The organism is Flavobacterium chungangense LMG 26729, from assembly GCF_000735715.2.
Taxonomy (GTDB): Bacteria; Bacteroidota; Bacteroidia; order Flavobacteriales; family Flavobacteriaceae; genus Flavobacterium; species Flavobacterium chungangense.
The window spans coordinates 534,751-551,926 of record NZ_JASY01000001.1; the positions used below are offsets into that span (position 1 = coordinate 534,751).

The window sequence follows — 17,176 nt, forward strand, 5'->3', positions numbered from 1 at the left end:
AAACGAATAAAAAAGAATATGATGAATTACAGAACTAACTTTTTTCGATTACTGACTTTTTTGAGTTGGATTGTTTCGGCTTATAGTCAGGTAAAAGCTCCTGAGGCATATGGTCCTGCTCCCAGTCAAAATCAAATGAAATGGCAGGAAATGGAATATTACGGCTTTATTCATTTGTCTGTAAATACATATACGGACATGTCTTGGGGAAAAGGAGATGAGGATCCAAAGATATTTAATCCAACCAATTTAGATTGCAGACAATGGGTTCGAATTTGTAAGGAAGCTGGAATGACAGGGGTTATACTTACTGCAAAACACCATAGCGGCTTTTGTTTGTGGCCATCAAAATATACAGACTATTCTGTAAAAAATTCCCCGTGGAAAAATGGTAAGGGAGATATTATGCGTGAAATGGCTGATGCCTGTAAAGAATACGGATTGAAATTAGGAGTCTATCTTTCGCCATGGGACAGAAATCATCCCGATTATGGAAAGCCGGAATATATTACTTATTTCCGAAATCAGTTAACCGAGCTTCTGACTAATTACGGAGAAATTTTTGAAGTGTGGTTTGATGGTGCAAATGGTGGCGACGGATATTATGGCGGAGCTAATGAAACACGTAAAATTGATCGTAAGACCTATTATGATTGGAAAAACACTTACGCCCTTGTTCGTAAATTACAGCCACACATTGTGATTTGGAATGACAATGGTGACAGGGCAGATCTTCGTTGGGTAGGAACAGAAGCAGGCTACGTAGGCAAAACCAATTGGAGTTTACTCAATGCTACAGGGACTGTTACAGAAAACATGCTTCGTTATGGTTTAGAAGATGGAGATTCCTGGGGTCCTGGAGAAGTCAATACTTCCATTCGACCAGAATGGTTTTATCATGTAAGAGAGGACAGTAAAGTAAAAACGGTTCCACAACTTATGGAAATTTATTATAACTCTGTCGGACGCAATGGCACTTTACTGCTTAATTTTCCAGTTATGCCAGACGGTCTGATTCATAAAAATGATGAAAAAGCAGCTTTAGAATTTGCTCAGGCACAAAAGGAAGCTTTTGCTGTCAATCTTGCTAAAAAAGTAAAAGTTGAAGCTTCAAATTTCAAAGAGAACAATACAAAATTTGAAGCAGCGAATGTTATAGATAATAATAAAGAAACTTTTTGGACAACTGATGAAAAAGTTAATTCGGCATCATTAACCATAACTTTTGACAAACCAACAACTTTTAATCGTTTTTTAGTTCAGGAATACATTCGGTTGGGACAGCGGGTTAAATCTTTTACTGTAGAGGCGTATGTCAAAGGAGAATGGAAAGAACTGGCAAAGGAAACAACTATTGGTTACAAACGTATACTTTGTTTTCCAACGGTAGAGACTACAAAGCTTCGCTTTACTATCAATGATTCAAAAAGCAATCCGATTATCTCTACTATTGAAATTTATAATGCACCACAAATATTAATTCCACCAACAATAATTCGTGAAAAATCTGGAAATATAAGTATTATTCCTGCCGATTCAGAATCAGAGGTTTATTATACCCTGAACGGAAGTAATCCTACTCCAAAATCAAATAAATATACAGGACAGATCAAAACCAATGGTAAGAAGGCAATAGTTAAAGCCATAGCCTATAATCCAGTTACAGAAAAAGGCAGTCCTGTAATTGAAGAAAAGTTTGATATTGCCAGAAAAAGCTGGAAAATCATGAATGTTAATGATGAAGGGGCCTATAAAATCTTAGATGGAAATCCGAATTCATTTTGGTTCCAGGATAAAACCAAAATGCCTGTTGATTTGGTAATTGATTTAGGGAAAGCCGAAAAATTAATCGGTTTTAGATATCTGCCACATCAGGAATTAAGATCTAAAGGTATTATCACCAATTATAAATTCTATGTTTCACAGGATAATATCAAATGGGAATTGTTAGATGAAGGGGAATTTTCGAATATAAACAATAATCCCTTGTGGCAAAATAAAATGTTTAAACAGGTAAATGCTCGCTATATAAAACTTCAGGCGTTAAAGAATACTCAGGACGATGATATTGTTGGATATGCAGAAGTTGATGTTATTACCAACTAATTTACTAACCAAAATTAAAAATTAAACTATATGTTAAGAGTATGGTGTTTAATACTGCTATTGTTTTCTTTATACTCCTGTAAATCTAACCAGGTAAGTACAAAAGATGTTCAGATCGCTTTTATTGCCGATGCTCATTTACAGGATATTTTTGCAAAATTTGAAGACAATAATTACCAGGGAATCCAAAATCCGGTGACCGGTGAATATGCCAATATCAGGACTATGAATGCCCAATTGCATTCCACCCGAATATTCAACGAAAATTATTTTGCCTTTCAGGAAGCCTTAAATGATATTGCAAAAAGAGGAATCAGACAAGTTGTTCTTCCGGGCGATTTTAGTGATGATGGGCAGCCGGTTCATATACGCGGATTGAGGAAAATATTAGATGAGTACTCGAAAAAATACGGTATGTCATTTTTTGTAACCACCGGAAATCACGATGCAGTAAAACCTTTTACTCAGGAAGCCATTAAAACCGATTTTTTAGGGAAAGAAGGAAAAGAACAAATTATCAGCAGTTCTAAAAACAATCTGCCTAAACATGAAAATCAGTTAGAACCCATCATTACTGCTGATATTAAAAACTGGGGATACAAGGAAACCCTGAATGAAATGCAGACCTTTGGATTCTTTCCGCAAAAAAACTATTTGTATTGGGAAACTCCATTTTCAGATTATAATTATGAAAATTATAGCTACGAAAAAGCTTTAGCCGAATCTGATCTTGAAAAAAGAACTTATCTGGTAAAAAATACCAATTTATATCTTCCTGATGCGAGTTATCTCGTAGAACCTGTAAAAGGAGTCTGGCTACTGGCTATAGACGCCAACGCTTATGTTCCGAATGAAAAGCTATCAGGTCTGCCAAATGATCCGCATGATTTTTCCGGTGCCAGTATTGGTTATAATAATGTGCTTATTTATAAACAACATTTGATAAACTGGGTAAAAAAGGTTGCTGTGGAAGCAAAACAAAAAGGGAAAACCTTAATTGCCTTTAGTCATTATCCGATGATTGATTTTAACGATGATGCATCGCCAGAATTAAAATTACTTTTTGGATCGAACAAAATGCAATTATCAAGAGTTCCAAATGAAGAAGTAGCCCAAATATTTGCCGATGCCGGAATTCAGGTTCATTTTGGCGGACACATGCACATCAACGATACCGGAGTGCGAACTACTTCAAAAAACAATACATTATTTAATATCCAGACACCTTCTCTGGCGGCTTATATGCCAGCTTATAAAATACTTACCATTCATAAGGATGCTATTCTTGAAGTACAAACTGTGGTGATTGGCAAAGTTGCAAAGTTTAATAGTTTGTTTCCTTTTTATAATGAGGAATACGCTCATTTACAAAATATAAAAAGCAACACTATTTGGAACAAAGAAATTCTTAATACAAAAGATTATGAAGACTTTATAAAATGGCATTTAAAGGAATTGGTGAGGCTTCGTTTTTTGCCTGAAGATTTTCCTGTTGAGTTTTCTACATCACTTTTAAAACTTTCAGGAGCAGATTTATTGTATATAAATAAAAATAATGCAGAAGTTGACACACAAATTAAAACAAATTCACTGGTTCTAAAAGATTTCGAATCCTGGACAGGTTTTGATATGATTTTCGATTTCTACCGATTGAAAAATGCTGATGAATTAGCCATTCCGGAAATTGGCTCCGGCAGATTAAAACAGTACAAAATGGTTTGCAGACAATTAGAAAAATCCGGTAATGAAAAATTGGTTTTATGGGCAAAAATATTTCTGAAAACAATGAATGGTAAACCTTCAAATCATTTTAAGATTAACTTAAAAACAAATCAGATTGAGCGCATAAATCCTTAAAATTTGTTAACTTTATTTTAACCAAAACCACATCTGCATTTTATAATTCATTTTTATGAAAAAAAATACTTTTTTACTATTAGTTACCTTATTTATTTTTTACTATTCGCATTCGCAGAATATAAAATTTACGCATTATAATGACAACAACGGATTGTCTCATAATTCGGTTAGGCATATTGTGCAGGATAAAAAAGGTTTTTTGTGGTTTGGAACTTTTTTTGGATTGAATCGTTTTGACGGTTATCAATTCAAAACCTACATGAGTTCATCACCGGGTAATAATAAATTGTACAATGATGATATTACAGCATTAGAATTAGATGAAGCATCAAACCATTTATGGATAGGAACGCGAAAAGGGTTGACGCTTTTTAAAATGGACACGCATGTTTTTGTGACTTTTCTGCCTAAAAAAAATGACCCAAACAGTTTGCCCGAAGGCGAAATACGATCGGTATATGTAGATAAATTCAAAAGAGTTTGGGTAGGCACTAAAAATCAGGGGCTTTATATGTTTTTTTTGAATGAAAACAGGTTTGAAAAGATTCCAATAAAAGGTTTTGATTATGTAAAAGAAATTTTCGAAGATAAAAAAGGAAATATCTGGGTAGGAAGTTATGACAAAGGATCTGTTGCCAAAATAACCTTAGACAGCAAAGGAACAATCGTAAAAATGAATAATTATACGCTTTCTGTACCTTATTCGACTGAAAAAAACCCTTACATCAATTTTATTTATGAAGATGCTAAAGCCGATATTTTTGTGGGAACCCGAAAAGGACTTTACAAATTAGATAAAAAAAAGAATGAATTTGTAAATTTATATATTGAAAACAAAGAAATCAGAGGTAATTTAGGCCCTTATTTTTTATCAGTTGCTAAGGCTCCGGATGGGAAATACTGGGTAGGAACTTTAGGAGGTTTGCTGGTTTGCAACCAATTAGAAGATATCCAAAAGGGTATTTACAAATGGTATTATTCAGTCTTGTCAGATGATACATCTATCGTTGATAATTTAATTTCTGCTTTATATTTTGATCGTGCAGGAGTTTTATGGATTGGGACAGAAGACGGTCTCGACAAGTTTGATCCATACGAAAACCAATTCACACTTAATAAAGATATTTCCCGCTACATTGGCAATCAGGCACCTCGTATAAGAGGGTTTTCTAAAACATACGACGGAAAAGTAATTGTGGTTACCAGTCATAACGGACTTTTTATTTCAAACGGAAAAGGGTTTACGCCTTTGTACAATAAATCAATCGATATATCCAGTATTTATTCTGAAGACGGCAAAATTTTTTATTGCGGTCTTTGGGATGGCAGAATGATGGTGTATAACTACAGTACCAATTCATCAAAAGAAATCAATCTTGGTTTTGATACATCGCCAATTTTTGCTTTCAATAAAATAGGAAATCAATCCTTAATGGTAGGTTCGTTTGGAGAAGGAGCTGTTATATTAAATACACAAACTTTAGAAGTACAGGCTTCAAAAGGCAAATTATTGCCGGGTTTTCAAATAAATGCCATAGAAAAAGATGCTCAAAATAATGTTTGGTTTGCAACAGAAACAGGTGTTGTAAAATACAATCCATTGTCAGGTAAAATAGAAACTTACAAATCCCTTTCTAAAAAAGAAAACGGATTACCCAATGAGGACAATGTGAGTGATATTATGATTGACAAAAAAGGTAAAATATGGGCATCAACACGTTTTGGATTATGTTTGTACAATTCTAAAAAAAACACTTTTGCAACAATAAAAAATTTTAAAGAAATCTCCGGTACATGGATTACAGATATGTTATCAGATGCAAACGGAAATTTATGGCTAAATATCAATAATAATAGCATTGCCTGGGTAAAATCCGATTTAAAAGAGATTAATATTTACCATGTAAACAGTGGAAACAGACTGGATGTTTTTAGCTCAAGCGGTTTTTTTAATTTTAATAATTCTACAATTTTTCTGGGAGGTAAAAACGGTGTTATTTCTTTTTCTCCACAAACAATGAAGAGAAATAACTGGTCGCCAGAACCTGTTATTACCGAATTTAAAATTCAGAATGAAGAAATCTTTCCGGAAATGGAAATTAACGGAGATATTCCGCTTTCAAAAGAATTGAATTATGGTAAAAAGGTTGAACTCAATTATAAAAACCGTAATTTTTCATTACAATTTTCGACTCCGTCATTTGCAAACGAAAAACTGAATAAGTTTCAGTATATGCTGGAAGGCTTTGACAAGCATTGGATTACTGCAAACAGCAATTCAAGAACAGTTCAGTATACAAACCTTTTTCCTGGCAAATATGTATTTAAAATAAAATCCAGTAATAGTGATGGTCACTGGAGTAAAGTTGTTTCGTATCAAATAAAAATTCTTCCGCCTTTTTGGTTAACGCCTATATCCTTTTTATTGCTCTTTTTGTTGCTGATTTCTATTTTTTATTTTATCAGAAGAGAAATTAAAAATCGTATCCGGTTAAAACAGGAGTTACTTACCGAAAAAGTAAACAGAGAGCATGATGTAAAACTGAATAATGAAAAGCTTCGATTTTTCACTAACATTTCGCATGAGTTAAGAACACCGTTAACGCTTATTTTAGGTCCTGCCAAGCAATTATTGGATGAAAGCAGTAATGCGACAGATTATGAAAAAAGCAGGTACAATCTTATTTATCAAAATGCCAGCAGATTGTTGAATCTCGTAAATCAGGTACTTGATTTTAGAAAAGCGCAGTCTGGTGAATTAAAACTTAAAGTTTCAAAAACAGATATTCTGACCTATTCTAAAAATATCTTTGATTCTTTTAAAGAAATGGCGTACAATAAGAAAATTAAATTAAATTTTATTGCTGAAAACGAAGATATTACAGGTTGGGTAGATAATGATAAGTATGATAAAATTCTATACAACCTCTTATCTAATGCATTGAAGTTTACCAATAAATATGGAAATGTAGATTTATTTATCAGACTAAAAAGCAGTAACGAGGAAATTTTAATTCTTGAAGTTATTGATGACGGAATTGGTATTCCTTTAAAAAGCCAGGAAAAAATCTTTAAACGATTTTATCAGGCTACCAATAGTAAAGCTCATAATACCGGATCGGGTATTGGTTTGTCGTTGGTTAAATCATTAGTAGCCATTCATAAAGGAACTATAACAGTAGAAAGTGCACTCGGAAAAGGAAGTACATTCAGGGTTGAAATTCCTATAGACCGTATTTCTTATGAAAGTAAGGAAGTATTTGAATATGCATTAAAAAATGACAATTTAAGCATGCTGATTCCTGAGAAATCGGTTAAGAAAACAATTCAGAATACAGAATTGAAGCAAAAGATATTGGTAATTGATGATAATATTGAACTTAGAAAATATCTGGTCGATTATTTATCTGATTATTATAAAGTTTATGATGCCGAAAATGGGGAAGAAGGGCTTAAAATCTGTCGACAAATTAAACCAATTTTGTGTGTGGCTGATGTAATGATGCCTGTTATGGACGGTTTAGAATTTTGCAGAGAACTGAAAAGTGATGAATTTATCAGCCATATACCAGTCGTGTTGTTAACGGCACTTGCAGAAAATGTAGATAAGGTAAAAGGATATGATATGGGGGCTGATGGTTATTTGGTAAAGCCATTTGAACCACTATTATTAAAAACGGTTATTGAAAATATTATTAAGTCAAGATTAGAACTTAAGGTGAAATTTTCCGGTGAAGTAGAAAGCAAAGTCAGCCTGCTGACGCATTCGCCAATTGATGAGGAATTTATGGAAAAGATCACCAGTTTAATTAATAGTAATCTAAGTGAACTGGACTTGTCAACAGAATTTTTATGTGATAAATTAGGAGTAAGTTCTTCTAAACTGTACAGAAAAATTAAAGAATTAACCGATTTGGCGCCTAATGAATTTATTAGAACCATCCGTTTGAAAAAATCGGCTGAATTGCTGAAAACAAAAAAATATAATGTTTCTGAAGTAACCAATATGGTTGGCTTTAATGATCCGTTATATTTTAGCAGATGTTTCAAAAAGCAGTTTGGTTTTCCTCCAAGCAAACTCATTAACTAAAAATAAATACCAATTTTTTAAATTTTGAATTCAAAAAAGTAAATCCCAAATTCCAATAGCTCACTGAGATTGGAATTTGGGATTTTCAGTATTAGAATTTATTTTTTACAATTTATTAATGTAAAATTCATACAAAATTAAATTCTATCCATGTTTTTGATGTATTAATCCATTTTGATCTGTATATGTAATTCTATTTTTGTCTTATAACTTTTAATTTAAATCTTTATGAAAAAGCATATAGACACTGATAATCCATTGCATAATTTAGATGAGTGGGAAGATGATTTGTTAATCCGATATCCGGATCCGTCTGAACCCGTAAAAGAAAAAGAAGAATTTAGAAATTATGTGGATTCAGAAAGAGTCGAAACCGTTAGAGAGTTTTACAGAATAAACCACACCTATCAGACATATGATTTTGTGTGTAGCAAAGAACAGGAATTTTTACAGTTCAATAAAAAACAAATGTCAATTTGGGAAGCAGTAGATTTTTTGAACACGCTTGTTGATGACAGCGACCCGGATATTGACTTAGACCAGACACAACACCTTTTACAGACTTCAGAAGCGATCAGAGCAGATGGTCATCCGGACTGGTTTGTACTTACCGGTTTTATACATGATCTGGGCAAGATTTTATGTTTGTTTGGAGAACCGCAGTGGGCAGTTGTGGGAGACACTTTTCCGGTTGGCTGTGCGTATTCAGATAAGATTGTTTATCCTGAATTTTTCAAAGAAAATCCGGATTATACTGATGAAAGATTCAATACTAAATTTGGAGTTTACACAGAAAATTGCGGTCTTGATAATGTAAAAATGAGCTGGGGACACGATGAATATTTGTACCAGATCATGAAAGATTATTTACCGGATCCGGCTTTATATATGATTCGCTACCATTCATTTTATTCGCAGCATAAAGAGAATGCCTATGCACATCTGATGAATGAGAAAGACATCGAAATGTTCGACTGGGTAAGGAAATTCAACCCGTACGATTTATATACAAAAGCGCCTGTTAAACCAGATGTTAAAGCATTATTGCCATACTATAAAGAATTGGTAGCTAAATATTTGCCGGAAAAACTGAATTTCTAAACGGAATTTACTATTTCTTAAAATTTTGTAATTCTTTCTCTTTGGGAAGATTTAAAATAGAATAAATGCAAAAAATCAAAACGAAAATATTTTTATTTGGTCTGTTAGTAATTTTTGTTTCAGGTGCTGTAGGTCAGGAAAAAGACAGAAATGACTGGGAGAATCCGGAAGTATTTCAAATTAACAGAGAACCGGCACGAGCGTCTTTTCTCCCTTATGCAGACGAAGCATCTGCTGTAAGCGATCAATATGAAAACTCACCATGGTATTTTTCCCTAAATGGTAAATGGAAATTTTCCTGGTCCCCAACACCCGATCAAAGGCCAAAAGATTTTTATAAAACAGATTTTAGCACGCTGCACTGGAACGAGCTTCAGGTGCCTTCTAACTGGGAATTAAATGGTTACGGTGTACCAATCTATACCAATATTACCTATCCTTTTGAAAAAAATCCGCCTTTTATCAATCATTGGGATAATCCGGTAGGTTCCTATAAAAGAGGTTTTGTACTACCTGATAACTGGAAGGGAAGGCATGTTTATCTTCATTTTGAAGCAGGAACATCAGCCATGTACATTTGGGTAAACGGAGAAAAAGTAGGTTACACGGAAAATACCAAAAGCCCGGCCGAATTTGATATTTCGAAATACCTCAAACCTGGTAAAAATGATCTTGCTGTAGAAGTATACAGATGGAGTGATGGTTCATATCTGGAAGATCAGGATATGTGGAGACTTTCTGGCATAGACAGGAACGTGTATTTGTACAGTACCCATGATATTCGAATTGCTGATTTTTTTGCAAAACCTAATTTAGATACCAATTACAAAAATGGAAGTTTAAATGTTGAAGTAAGTCTAAAAAACCTTACTTCTTCTGCTGTAAACAATCAAAAGCTAACCGCTAAACTGGTTGATGCTTTAGGCGCAACTGTTTTTGTTAAAGAATTGCCTGTAAATTTTGAGGCAAATAAAACGCAGGTTATTAATTTTTCTCAAAATGTTTCCGGTCCAAAATTATGGAGTAGTGAGGCTCCTAATTTGTATACTTTAGTCCTGACGCTAAAAAATGAAAAAGACAATATTATCGAAACGACTTCTACCCAAATTGGCTTTAGAAAAGTAGAATTAAAGGGAGGCCAATTATTGGTAAACGGTGTACGATTAATGGTTCATGGAGTTAATATTCACGAACATAATCCGGAAACAGGTCATTATCAGGATCAAGCTACCATGATGAAAGATATCAAGATGATGAAACAGTTGAACATCAATTCGGTTCGCTGCAGTCATTATCCAAATAACATCTTATGGGTTAAACTTTGTAATAAATATGGTTTGTTTCTGGTGGATGAAGCCAATATTGAAAGCCACGGAATGGGAGTAGAAGGACAGCCTCTAATTTGGATGAATCCAAAAACTAATCCGGGCTATCTTCCGGAATGGAGAGAAGCACATCTTGATAGAATTTATAGTCTTGTGGAAAGAGATAAAAATGCGCCATCGGTAATTCTTTGGTCATTAGGTAATGAAAGTGCCAACGGACCTGTTTTTCATGAAGCCTACAAATGGATAAAAAAGAGAGACAATACGCGTTTGGTTCAGTTTGAACAGGCGAAAGAAAACGAAAATACCGATATCGTCTGCCCGATGTATCCAACTATTGAATACATGAAGGAATATGCAGCACGTAAAGAAGTTACACGTCCGTATATTATGTGTGAATATTCGCATGCTATGGGCAATAGCAGCGGGAATTTTCAGGAATACTGGGATATCATTCGCGGAAGCAGAAATATGCAGGGTGGTTTTATATGGGACTGGGTGGATCAGGGATTTAAAATGAAAGATGAAATAGGGCGCGAATATTGGGCATACGGAGGTGATATGGGTGGCCAAAATTACACGAATGATGAAAATTTTTGTCATAACGGATTGGTTTATGCAGACAGAACACCACATCCCGGAGCATTTGAAGTTAAAAAAGTATATCAGGATATTTTATTTCAAGGTATTGATATCAAAAATGGAGTTATTGAAATCATAAACGATTTTGGATTCACTAATTTGAATAAATACGACTTTAAATATCAAATTTTAGAAAACGGAAAAAGTATTAAAGAAGGTGCTCTTCATGTTACCCTTAACCCAAAATCAAAAAAACAATTCAAAATTGATTTGTCAAAATTACAGTCAAAAGAAGGAGTTGAATATTTATTGAATGTTTTTGCATACACCAAAACGGGTTCTGAATTACTACCTGAGCATTTTGAAGTGGCAAGAGAACAATTTGTGATTGAAAGCGATACCTATTTTGCAAAAGCAGAATCGATGAATTCTTCAAAAATTAAGGATGAAAAAAACGAATTTGTTTTGAGTTCAGCTGATGTTATTGTTAAAATCAGTAAGACAACAGGGTTGATTTCGAATTATAGTTTGAAGGGTGAGGAATACTTTAAACAATATCCGGAACCTAATTTTTGGAGAGCACCAACAGATAATGATATTGGTAATAAAATGCAGATCAGATCTAATGTCTGGAGAACAGCCGGAAAAAATACCACTTTAGAAAATATTCAGGTTGTGGAGGAAAACGGGAAAAAATATGTGACAGCAAAATTAAAGCTTAACGATGTTTTTTCAGACTATACCATCAAATATTCGCTAAATAATGATGGCGCTTTAGAAGTTCTGTCTTCATTTAAAAAAGGCAGTAATCCTTTACCTGAAATGCCTCGTTTTGGAATGCTTTTCGTCTTAAAAAACAATTTTGAAAATCTGGATTACTACGGAAGAGGCCCTTTAGAAAATTATCCCGACAGAAACACAGCGGCTTTCAAAGGAATTTATCAAAGTAAAGTGGCGGATCAATACGTGCCTTACACACGCCCGCAGGAAAATGGATATAAAACAGATGTTCGCTGGTTTTCACTTTTAAATAATAAAGGAAAAGGACTGGAAATAAAAGGGCTGCAGCCATTAGGAATCAGTATACTGAATAATTATCCGAGTGATTTTGACGGAGGAATTTCCAAAAAGAATATTCACTCCAGTGATATTACTCCAAAAAATGAAGTGGTAGTTTGCGTTGACTTAACCCAACGAGGATTAGGAGGAGACAACAGCTGGGGATTACCGCCGCATCAACAATATCAGCTTACACAAAATGAATATAGTTACGGATTTGTTATAAAGCCAATAGAATAAAATCAGAATTAAAAAGGTTACCAAAATCTGCCCCCAATTCAATTTTTAAATATTTCAGTTTTTACACCCGATCACGTTCATTCTGTTGAACGTGACGGTTGTAAAATTTCAAATCATCAAAAATAGTGACTGCCAAAATTTTGGAAAATAGCGTTGTAAATCAATAAATACGAATAAAACAAAACAGTAAGTTGATACTCTGTGGAGGAATCAACAGGTAAAATATGCTTTAAAATATATCCCCTATGAGCAAAATTATTACAAATGACAGATTAGTTTCTTTAGACGTTCTAAGGGGATTTGTTATGTTTTGGATTATGAGCGGTGAACATATCATTCACGCTCTGGCCAAAGCGGCACCAATCCCAATTTTTGTCTGGATGTCTTCACAATTACATCATACAGACTGGGATGGCATTACGTTTTATGATATGATCTTTCCTGTATTTTTATTCGTTGCCGGGGTTTCGATGCCGTATTCTTTCGATAAAAAAATAAAACAGGCAGGAGTAATCGCACCAAGTGAACTTCCGTCAAATGAAAAGAAAAAAATATACTGGTCCATGTTAAAAAGGACTTGCATTCTGGTATTTCTTGGATTCGTAGTCAACGGATTATTGCGTTTTGACGGGTATGACCAAACCCGCTTTGCAAGCGTATTAGGCCGTATTGGGATTGCCTGGTTTTTTGCCGGACTGATTTATTTGAATTTTGATTTAAAAAAGCAACTCATCTGGTTTGCAGGAATTTTAATTGGTTATTATTTAGCCATGAAACTAATACCTGTTCCCGGATTTGGAGCAGGTGATTTAACTGCAGAAGGGTCACTGGAAGGATACATTGACCGTCTTTTTCTTCCGGGAAGACTGCACAGCACAGTATATGATCCGGAAGGCATATTTTCAACCATACCAGCCGTTTCCACAGCTTTGCTAGGAATGTTTCTGGGGACTTTTTTAAAGACACAAGCAAACATTATTTCAGTAAATAAAACAATAGGGATACTAGTCGTTGCGGCTATTGTTTTAATAGGCCTGGGACTTCTTTGGAATTATGATTTTCCAATCAACAAACATTTATGGACCAGTTCTTTTGTTTGTTTTGTTGGCGGATTCAGTATTCTGTTTTTTACTTTTTTTTACGTGATTATCGATGTACTAGGCTTTCATAAATGGGCATTTCCTTTATTATTGATTGGCTCAAATTCGATTTTGATTTACATGGCAGCCGAAGGTCTGGTAAATTTTAAACATACTGCAGATTTTGTATTTGGAGGACTTATCAAATTCGCACCAATTATTTGGCAACCTGTATTTATAACCATATCGGTAACGTTTGTACAGCTCCTTTTGCTTTACTTTTTATATAAGAAAAAATGGTTTTTAAAAATTTAAACCAAGTTTATACTACTAATAACTAACAACCACCAACTAACAACTATCAACCAAAAACAAACTTCATTATGAATACTTTACAAAGTGCAGATTACATTGTTTTTCTTATTTATTTTGTGATTGTCGCCTCCTATGGGATGTACATTTACCGAAGTAAGAAAAATGCAACAACCAGTTCAAATGATTATTTTCTGGCTGAAGGCTCACTTACATGGTGGGCGATTGGAGCATCCTTAATTGCTTCAAATATTTCGGCAGAACATTTTATAGGAATGAGTGGTTCCGGTTTTGCCATCGGACTGGCGATTGCTTCTTACGAATGGATGTCGGCTGCAACACTTATTGTAGTGGCCATGTTTATTTTACCCGTTTATCTTAAAAATAAAATATTTACCATGCCACAGTTTTTGGCAAAAAGATACAACGGAACCGTAAGTACCATAATGGCTATCATATGGTTGCTGATCTACGTTTTTGTAAATCTGACTTCAATTATTTACTTAGGTGCTTTGGCTATTTCCTCAATCGCTCCCATCAGCTTTCAATTTTGCGTGATCGGATTGAGTTTATTCTCGGTGATCGTAACTTTAGGCGGAATGAAAGTAATTGGCTATACTGATATGTTTCAGGTCATAGTGCTGATTTTGGGAGGTTTGGTTACCACTTATTTATCTTTAACATTATTATCAGAACAGTTTGGTTTTGGAAAAGACATTTTAAAAGGACTTTCTGTTATAGCTGATGAAGCACCGGGCCATTTGCATATGATATTAGAAAAATCAAATCCGCATTATGCTGAATTACCGGGAATTTCAGTATTGGTAGGAGGAATGCTTATCAATAATCTGGCATATTGGGGCTGTAACCAATACATTGTTCAGAGAGCTTTGGGAGCCGATTTAAAAACTGCACGAAAAGGAATTTTATTTGCTGCTTTCTTAAAACTATTAGTTCCAATTATTGCGGTTTTACCAGGTATAGCCATGTATGTAATGCATCAAAACGGAATGTTTCAACAAGAAATGGTTGATGCTGCAGGTGTTTTAAAACCGGATCACGCTTACCCAACATTGATGAATCTATTACCGGCAGGTTTAAAAGGAGTAGCTCTTGCAGCCTTAACAGCAGCAATTGTAGCTTCATTAGCAGGTAAAGCAAATAGTATTTCAACGATTTTTTCTTTAGACATTTATAAAAAATATTTTAATAGAAATGCTACAGAAAGAAAACTGGTACTTACCGGAAGATGGTGTGTTGTAGTGGCTATGTTTATTGCAGCTCTTGTTGCTCCGGCCTTAAAATCGTTAGATCAGGCATATCAGTTTATACAAGAATATGTTGGTTTCTTTTCTCCGGGAGTTTTAGCTATCTTTTTATTAGGAATGTTTTGGAAAAAAACAACGCCTACAGCAGGACTTGCAGGTGCATTGCTTACAGTTCCAATTGCCGCAGTATTAAAATTCCTTCCAATGTGGACAAACGGTGCTTTTCCTGATTATCCATTTTTAGACCGAATGACAATCTCTTTTTTTATAATAGTCTTTTTAATGGTTGCTATCAGTCTTTTAAACCCTCAATCTGAAAACCAGCTTGAGGCTCATAAAATTGAAGTAGATAAATCAATGTTCAAAGTTTCATCAGAATTCATTATTGGCTCCTTTATTATTAGTGGAGTATTAGTCGCATTATATACCGTTTTCTGGTAATATAAAAACTGATTAAAGTTTATATAAAATAATTATAAATCTGATTTTCATATTTTTAAGTAATATGATTTGAAGTTTTAATAAAATAAAAAGCAAATGATAAAAAAAGCTATAACTGCAATGCTCATTTTTTGTATTTCACTGACTGCTGAAGCGCAAAAGGTATATGATATCAAAAAATTTGGAGCAAAAGGGGATGGGAAAACTAATGATGCAGCTGCAATTCAGAAAGCCATTGATGCCTGCAGTAAAACAGGCGGGCAGGTATTGATTCCGGCTCCGTTTACATTTTTGGCAGGACCTTTTAATGTAAAATCAAATGTAGATCTGCATATTGAAGGAGGAGCAAAAATTTTGGCAAGTCCTGATGAAAAATTATATACTGAAAGTGCTTTTCGTGAAAACAAAGGCGAAGGTACAATCTGGATTGGCGGAAAGAACGTAGAGAACTTTAGCATTAGCGGAAGCGGTAAAATTGATGGAAACGGAATCTCATTTATGGGAGCCGAAGAGGAAGATGCCTACATTTTGAAACCTTTCAATATTTTAGACCCGCGTCCTCATGTATTCACAATTATAGGAGGAAAAAATATAAGAATAAAAGACGTTCATATTGGAAATTCAGCTTATTGGACCATTCATCTCGTGGGCTGTAACGACGTAGTCATTAGCGGTATCACATTACTAAACAGCTTAAAAGTTCGTAATAGTGACGGAATTGATCTGGATCATTCAAAAAATGTCCGCATCAGTGATTGTTATATCGAAAGCGGCGATGATTGTATTTGCTTAAAAAACAGAAGAGAATTTGAAGAATTTGGTGCCTGTGAAAACATAACGGTTACCAATTGCACAATGACCAGCAGTAGTTGTGCTATTAAGATTGGTTCAGAAAATATGGATGCCATCAGACAGGTAGTTTTCAATAATTGCATCATTAAAAAAAGTAATCGTGGCGTAGGAATTCAAAATCGTGATGAAGGAACTGTGAGCGACGTTATTTTTTCGAATATGATTATCGAAGGTCAGCTAACGACTGATACCTGGTGGGGCAAAGCAGAACCTATTTATGTAACAGCTTACAGTCGTGCAAGCGGAAACCACAAAGATGCCAACTGGCGTTTTCCAAAAGGTGCAACCGAAGGAAAAGTGGGAGCAATCAGTAATATTTATTTTACCAATATCCAGTGTTTTGGAGAGAACGGAGTTTATGTTAGCGGTGAAACTAAAGACAAAATAAAAAATATCGTTTTTGAAGATGTGAATGTTTCTATTGATAAAACATCTAATTTTCCGGGAGGAGTTTATGATCGTCGCCCATCAAAATTGGATGGTTTTGTAAAAGGGAGTACATCAGGATTTTATTTTGATACAGCAGAAAGTATAAAAGTTCAGAATTGTTCAGTAACCTGGGGTAAAAACAAACCGGATTATTTTAAATATGCTGTTGAAAGCAAAAATGTAGCTATTTTGAAAGTGAATAATTTAGATGGAGAAGCGGCTTTTCCGGAGAAATATGAGGCTGTGAAAAAATAATGTGTACGCGACAGATTAAAAATGCAAATGTTCGAATAGTTGGATTAGTAAAATTGCATAAGTTTTTTCACGCTTAGTTTGTCATTCAAATTTGAATATTTGTTTTATTAAAACTGGTTAAGCCTAAAATATTCTAAAACTTTAAATAAATTAGCAAAACTAAATTATCAACCATTA

General features: G+C 34.3%; 8 protein-coding genes. All 8 read left to right on the top strand.

What is annotated here, in order from left to right; genetic code table 11:
• Positions 1–18: 18 nt before the first annotated feature.
• The 8 genes from JE46_RS02090 to JE46_RS02125 all read left to right on the top strand — a co-directional run bounded on the left by JE46_RS02090 (position 19) and on the right by JE46_RS02125 (position 16,999).
• On the top strand, positions 19–2,106 hold the full coding sequence (locus tag JE46_RS02090) for an alpha-L-fucosidase (RefSeq protein ID WP_236010769.1): 2,088 nt from the start codon (positions 19–21) through the stop codon (positions 2,104–2,106).
• Positions 2,107–2,136: 30 nt separating this feature from the next.
• Positions 2,137–3,963: a metallophosphoesterase family protein gene (locus tag JE46_RS02095; RefSeq protein ID WP_031453604.1), complete on the top strand. Its 1,827-nt coding sequence runs from the start codon at positions 2,137–2,139 to the stop codon at positions 3,961–3,963.
• Positions 3,964–4,018: 55 nt separating this feature from the next.
• Positions 4,019–8,056: a hybrid sensor histidine kinase/response regulator gene (locus tag JE46_RS02100; RefSeq protein WP_031453605.1), complete on the top strand. Its 4,038-nt coding sequence runs from the start codon at positions 4,019–4,021 to the stop codon at positions 8,054–8,056.
• 228 nt (positions 8,057–8,284) lie between these two features.
• Positions 8,285–9,157: an inositol oxygenase family protein gene (locus JE46_RS02105; protein ID WP_031453606.1), complete on the top strand. Its 873-nt coding sequence runs from the start codon at positions 8,285–8,287 to the stop codon at positions 9,155–9,157.
• A gap of 65 nt (positions 9,158–9,222) precedes the next feature.
• Positions 9,223–12,363 carry a glycoside hydrolase family 2 TIM barrel-domain containing protein gene (locus JE46_RS02110; protein ID WP_031453607.1) on the top strand — a complete coding sequence of 1,047 codons (3,141 nt, stop codon included), beginning with the start codon at positions 9,223–9,225 and terminating at the stop codon, positions 12,361–12,363.
• 245 nt (positions 12,364–12,608) lie between these two features.
• Positions 12,609–13,757: an acyltransferase family protein gene (locus JE46_RS02115; RefSeq protein WP_031453608.1), complete on the top strand. Its 1,149-nt coding sequence runs from the start codon at positions 12,609–12,611 to the stop codon at positions 13,755–13,757.
• Positions 13,758–13,825: 68 nt separating this feature from the next.
• Positions 13,826–15,463, top strand: a complete 1,638-nt coding sequence (locus tag JE46_RS02120; RefSeq protein ID WP_031453609.1) for a sodium/sugar symporter — start codon at positions 13,826–13,828, stop codon at positions 15,461–15,463.
• A gap of 96 nt (positions 15,464–15,559) precedes the next feature.
• Positions 15,560–16,999, top strand: coding sequence for a glycoside hydrolase family 28 protein (locus JE46_RS02125; protein WP_031453610.1), 1,440 nt, complete (start codon positions 15,560–15,562; stop codon positions 16,997–16,999).
• The last annotated feature ends 177 nt before the right edge of the window (positions 17,000–17,176 follow it).

Coding starts and splice junctions, on each gene's coding strand:
- JE46_RS02090 (WP_236010769.1), top strand. CDS start 19: ATGATGAATTACAGAACTAACTTTTTTCGATTACTGACTTTTTTGAGT.
- JE46_RS02095 (WP_031453604.1), top strand. CDS start 2,137: ATGTTAAGAGTATGGTGTTTAATACTGCTATTGTTTTCTTTATACTCC.
- JE46_RS02100 (WP_031453605.1), top strand. CDS start 4,019: ATGAAAAAAAATACTTTTTTACTATTAGTTACCTTATTTATTTTTTAC.
- JE46_RS02105 (WP_031453606.1), top strand. CDS start 8,285: ATGAAAAAGCATATAGACACTGATAATCCATTGCATAATTTAGATGAG.
- JE46_RS02110 (WP_031453607.1), top strand. CDS start 9,223: ATGCAAAAAATCAAAACGAAAATATTTTTATTTGGTCTGTTAGTAATT.
- JE46_RS02115 (WP_031453608.1), top strand. CDS start 12,609: ATGAGCAAAATTATTACAAATGACAGATTAGTTTCTTTAGACGTTCTA.
- JE46_RS02120 (WP_031453609.1), top strand. CDS start 13,826: ATGAATACTTTACAAAGTGCAGATTACATTGTTTTTCTTATTTATTTT.
- JE46_RS02125 (WP_031453610.1), top strand. CDS start 15,560: ATGATAAAAAAAGCTATAACTGCAATGCTCATTTTTTGTATTTCACTG.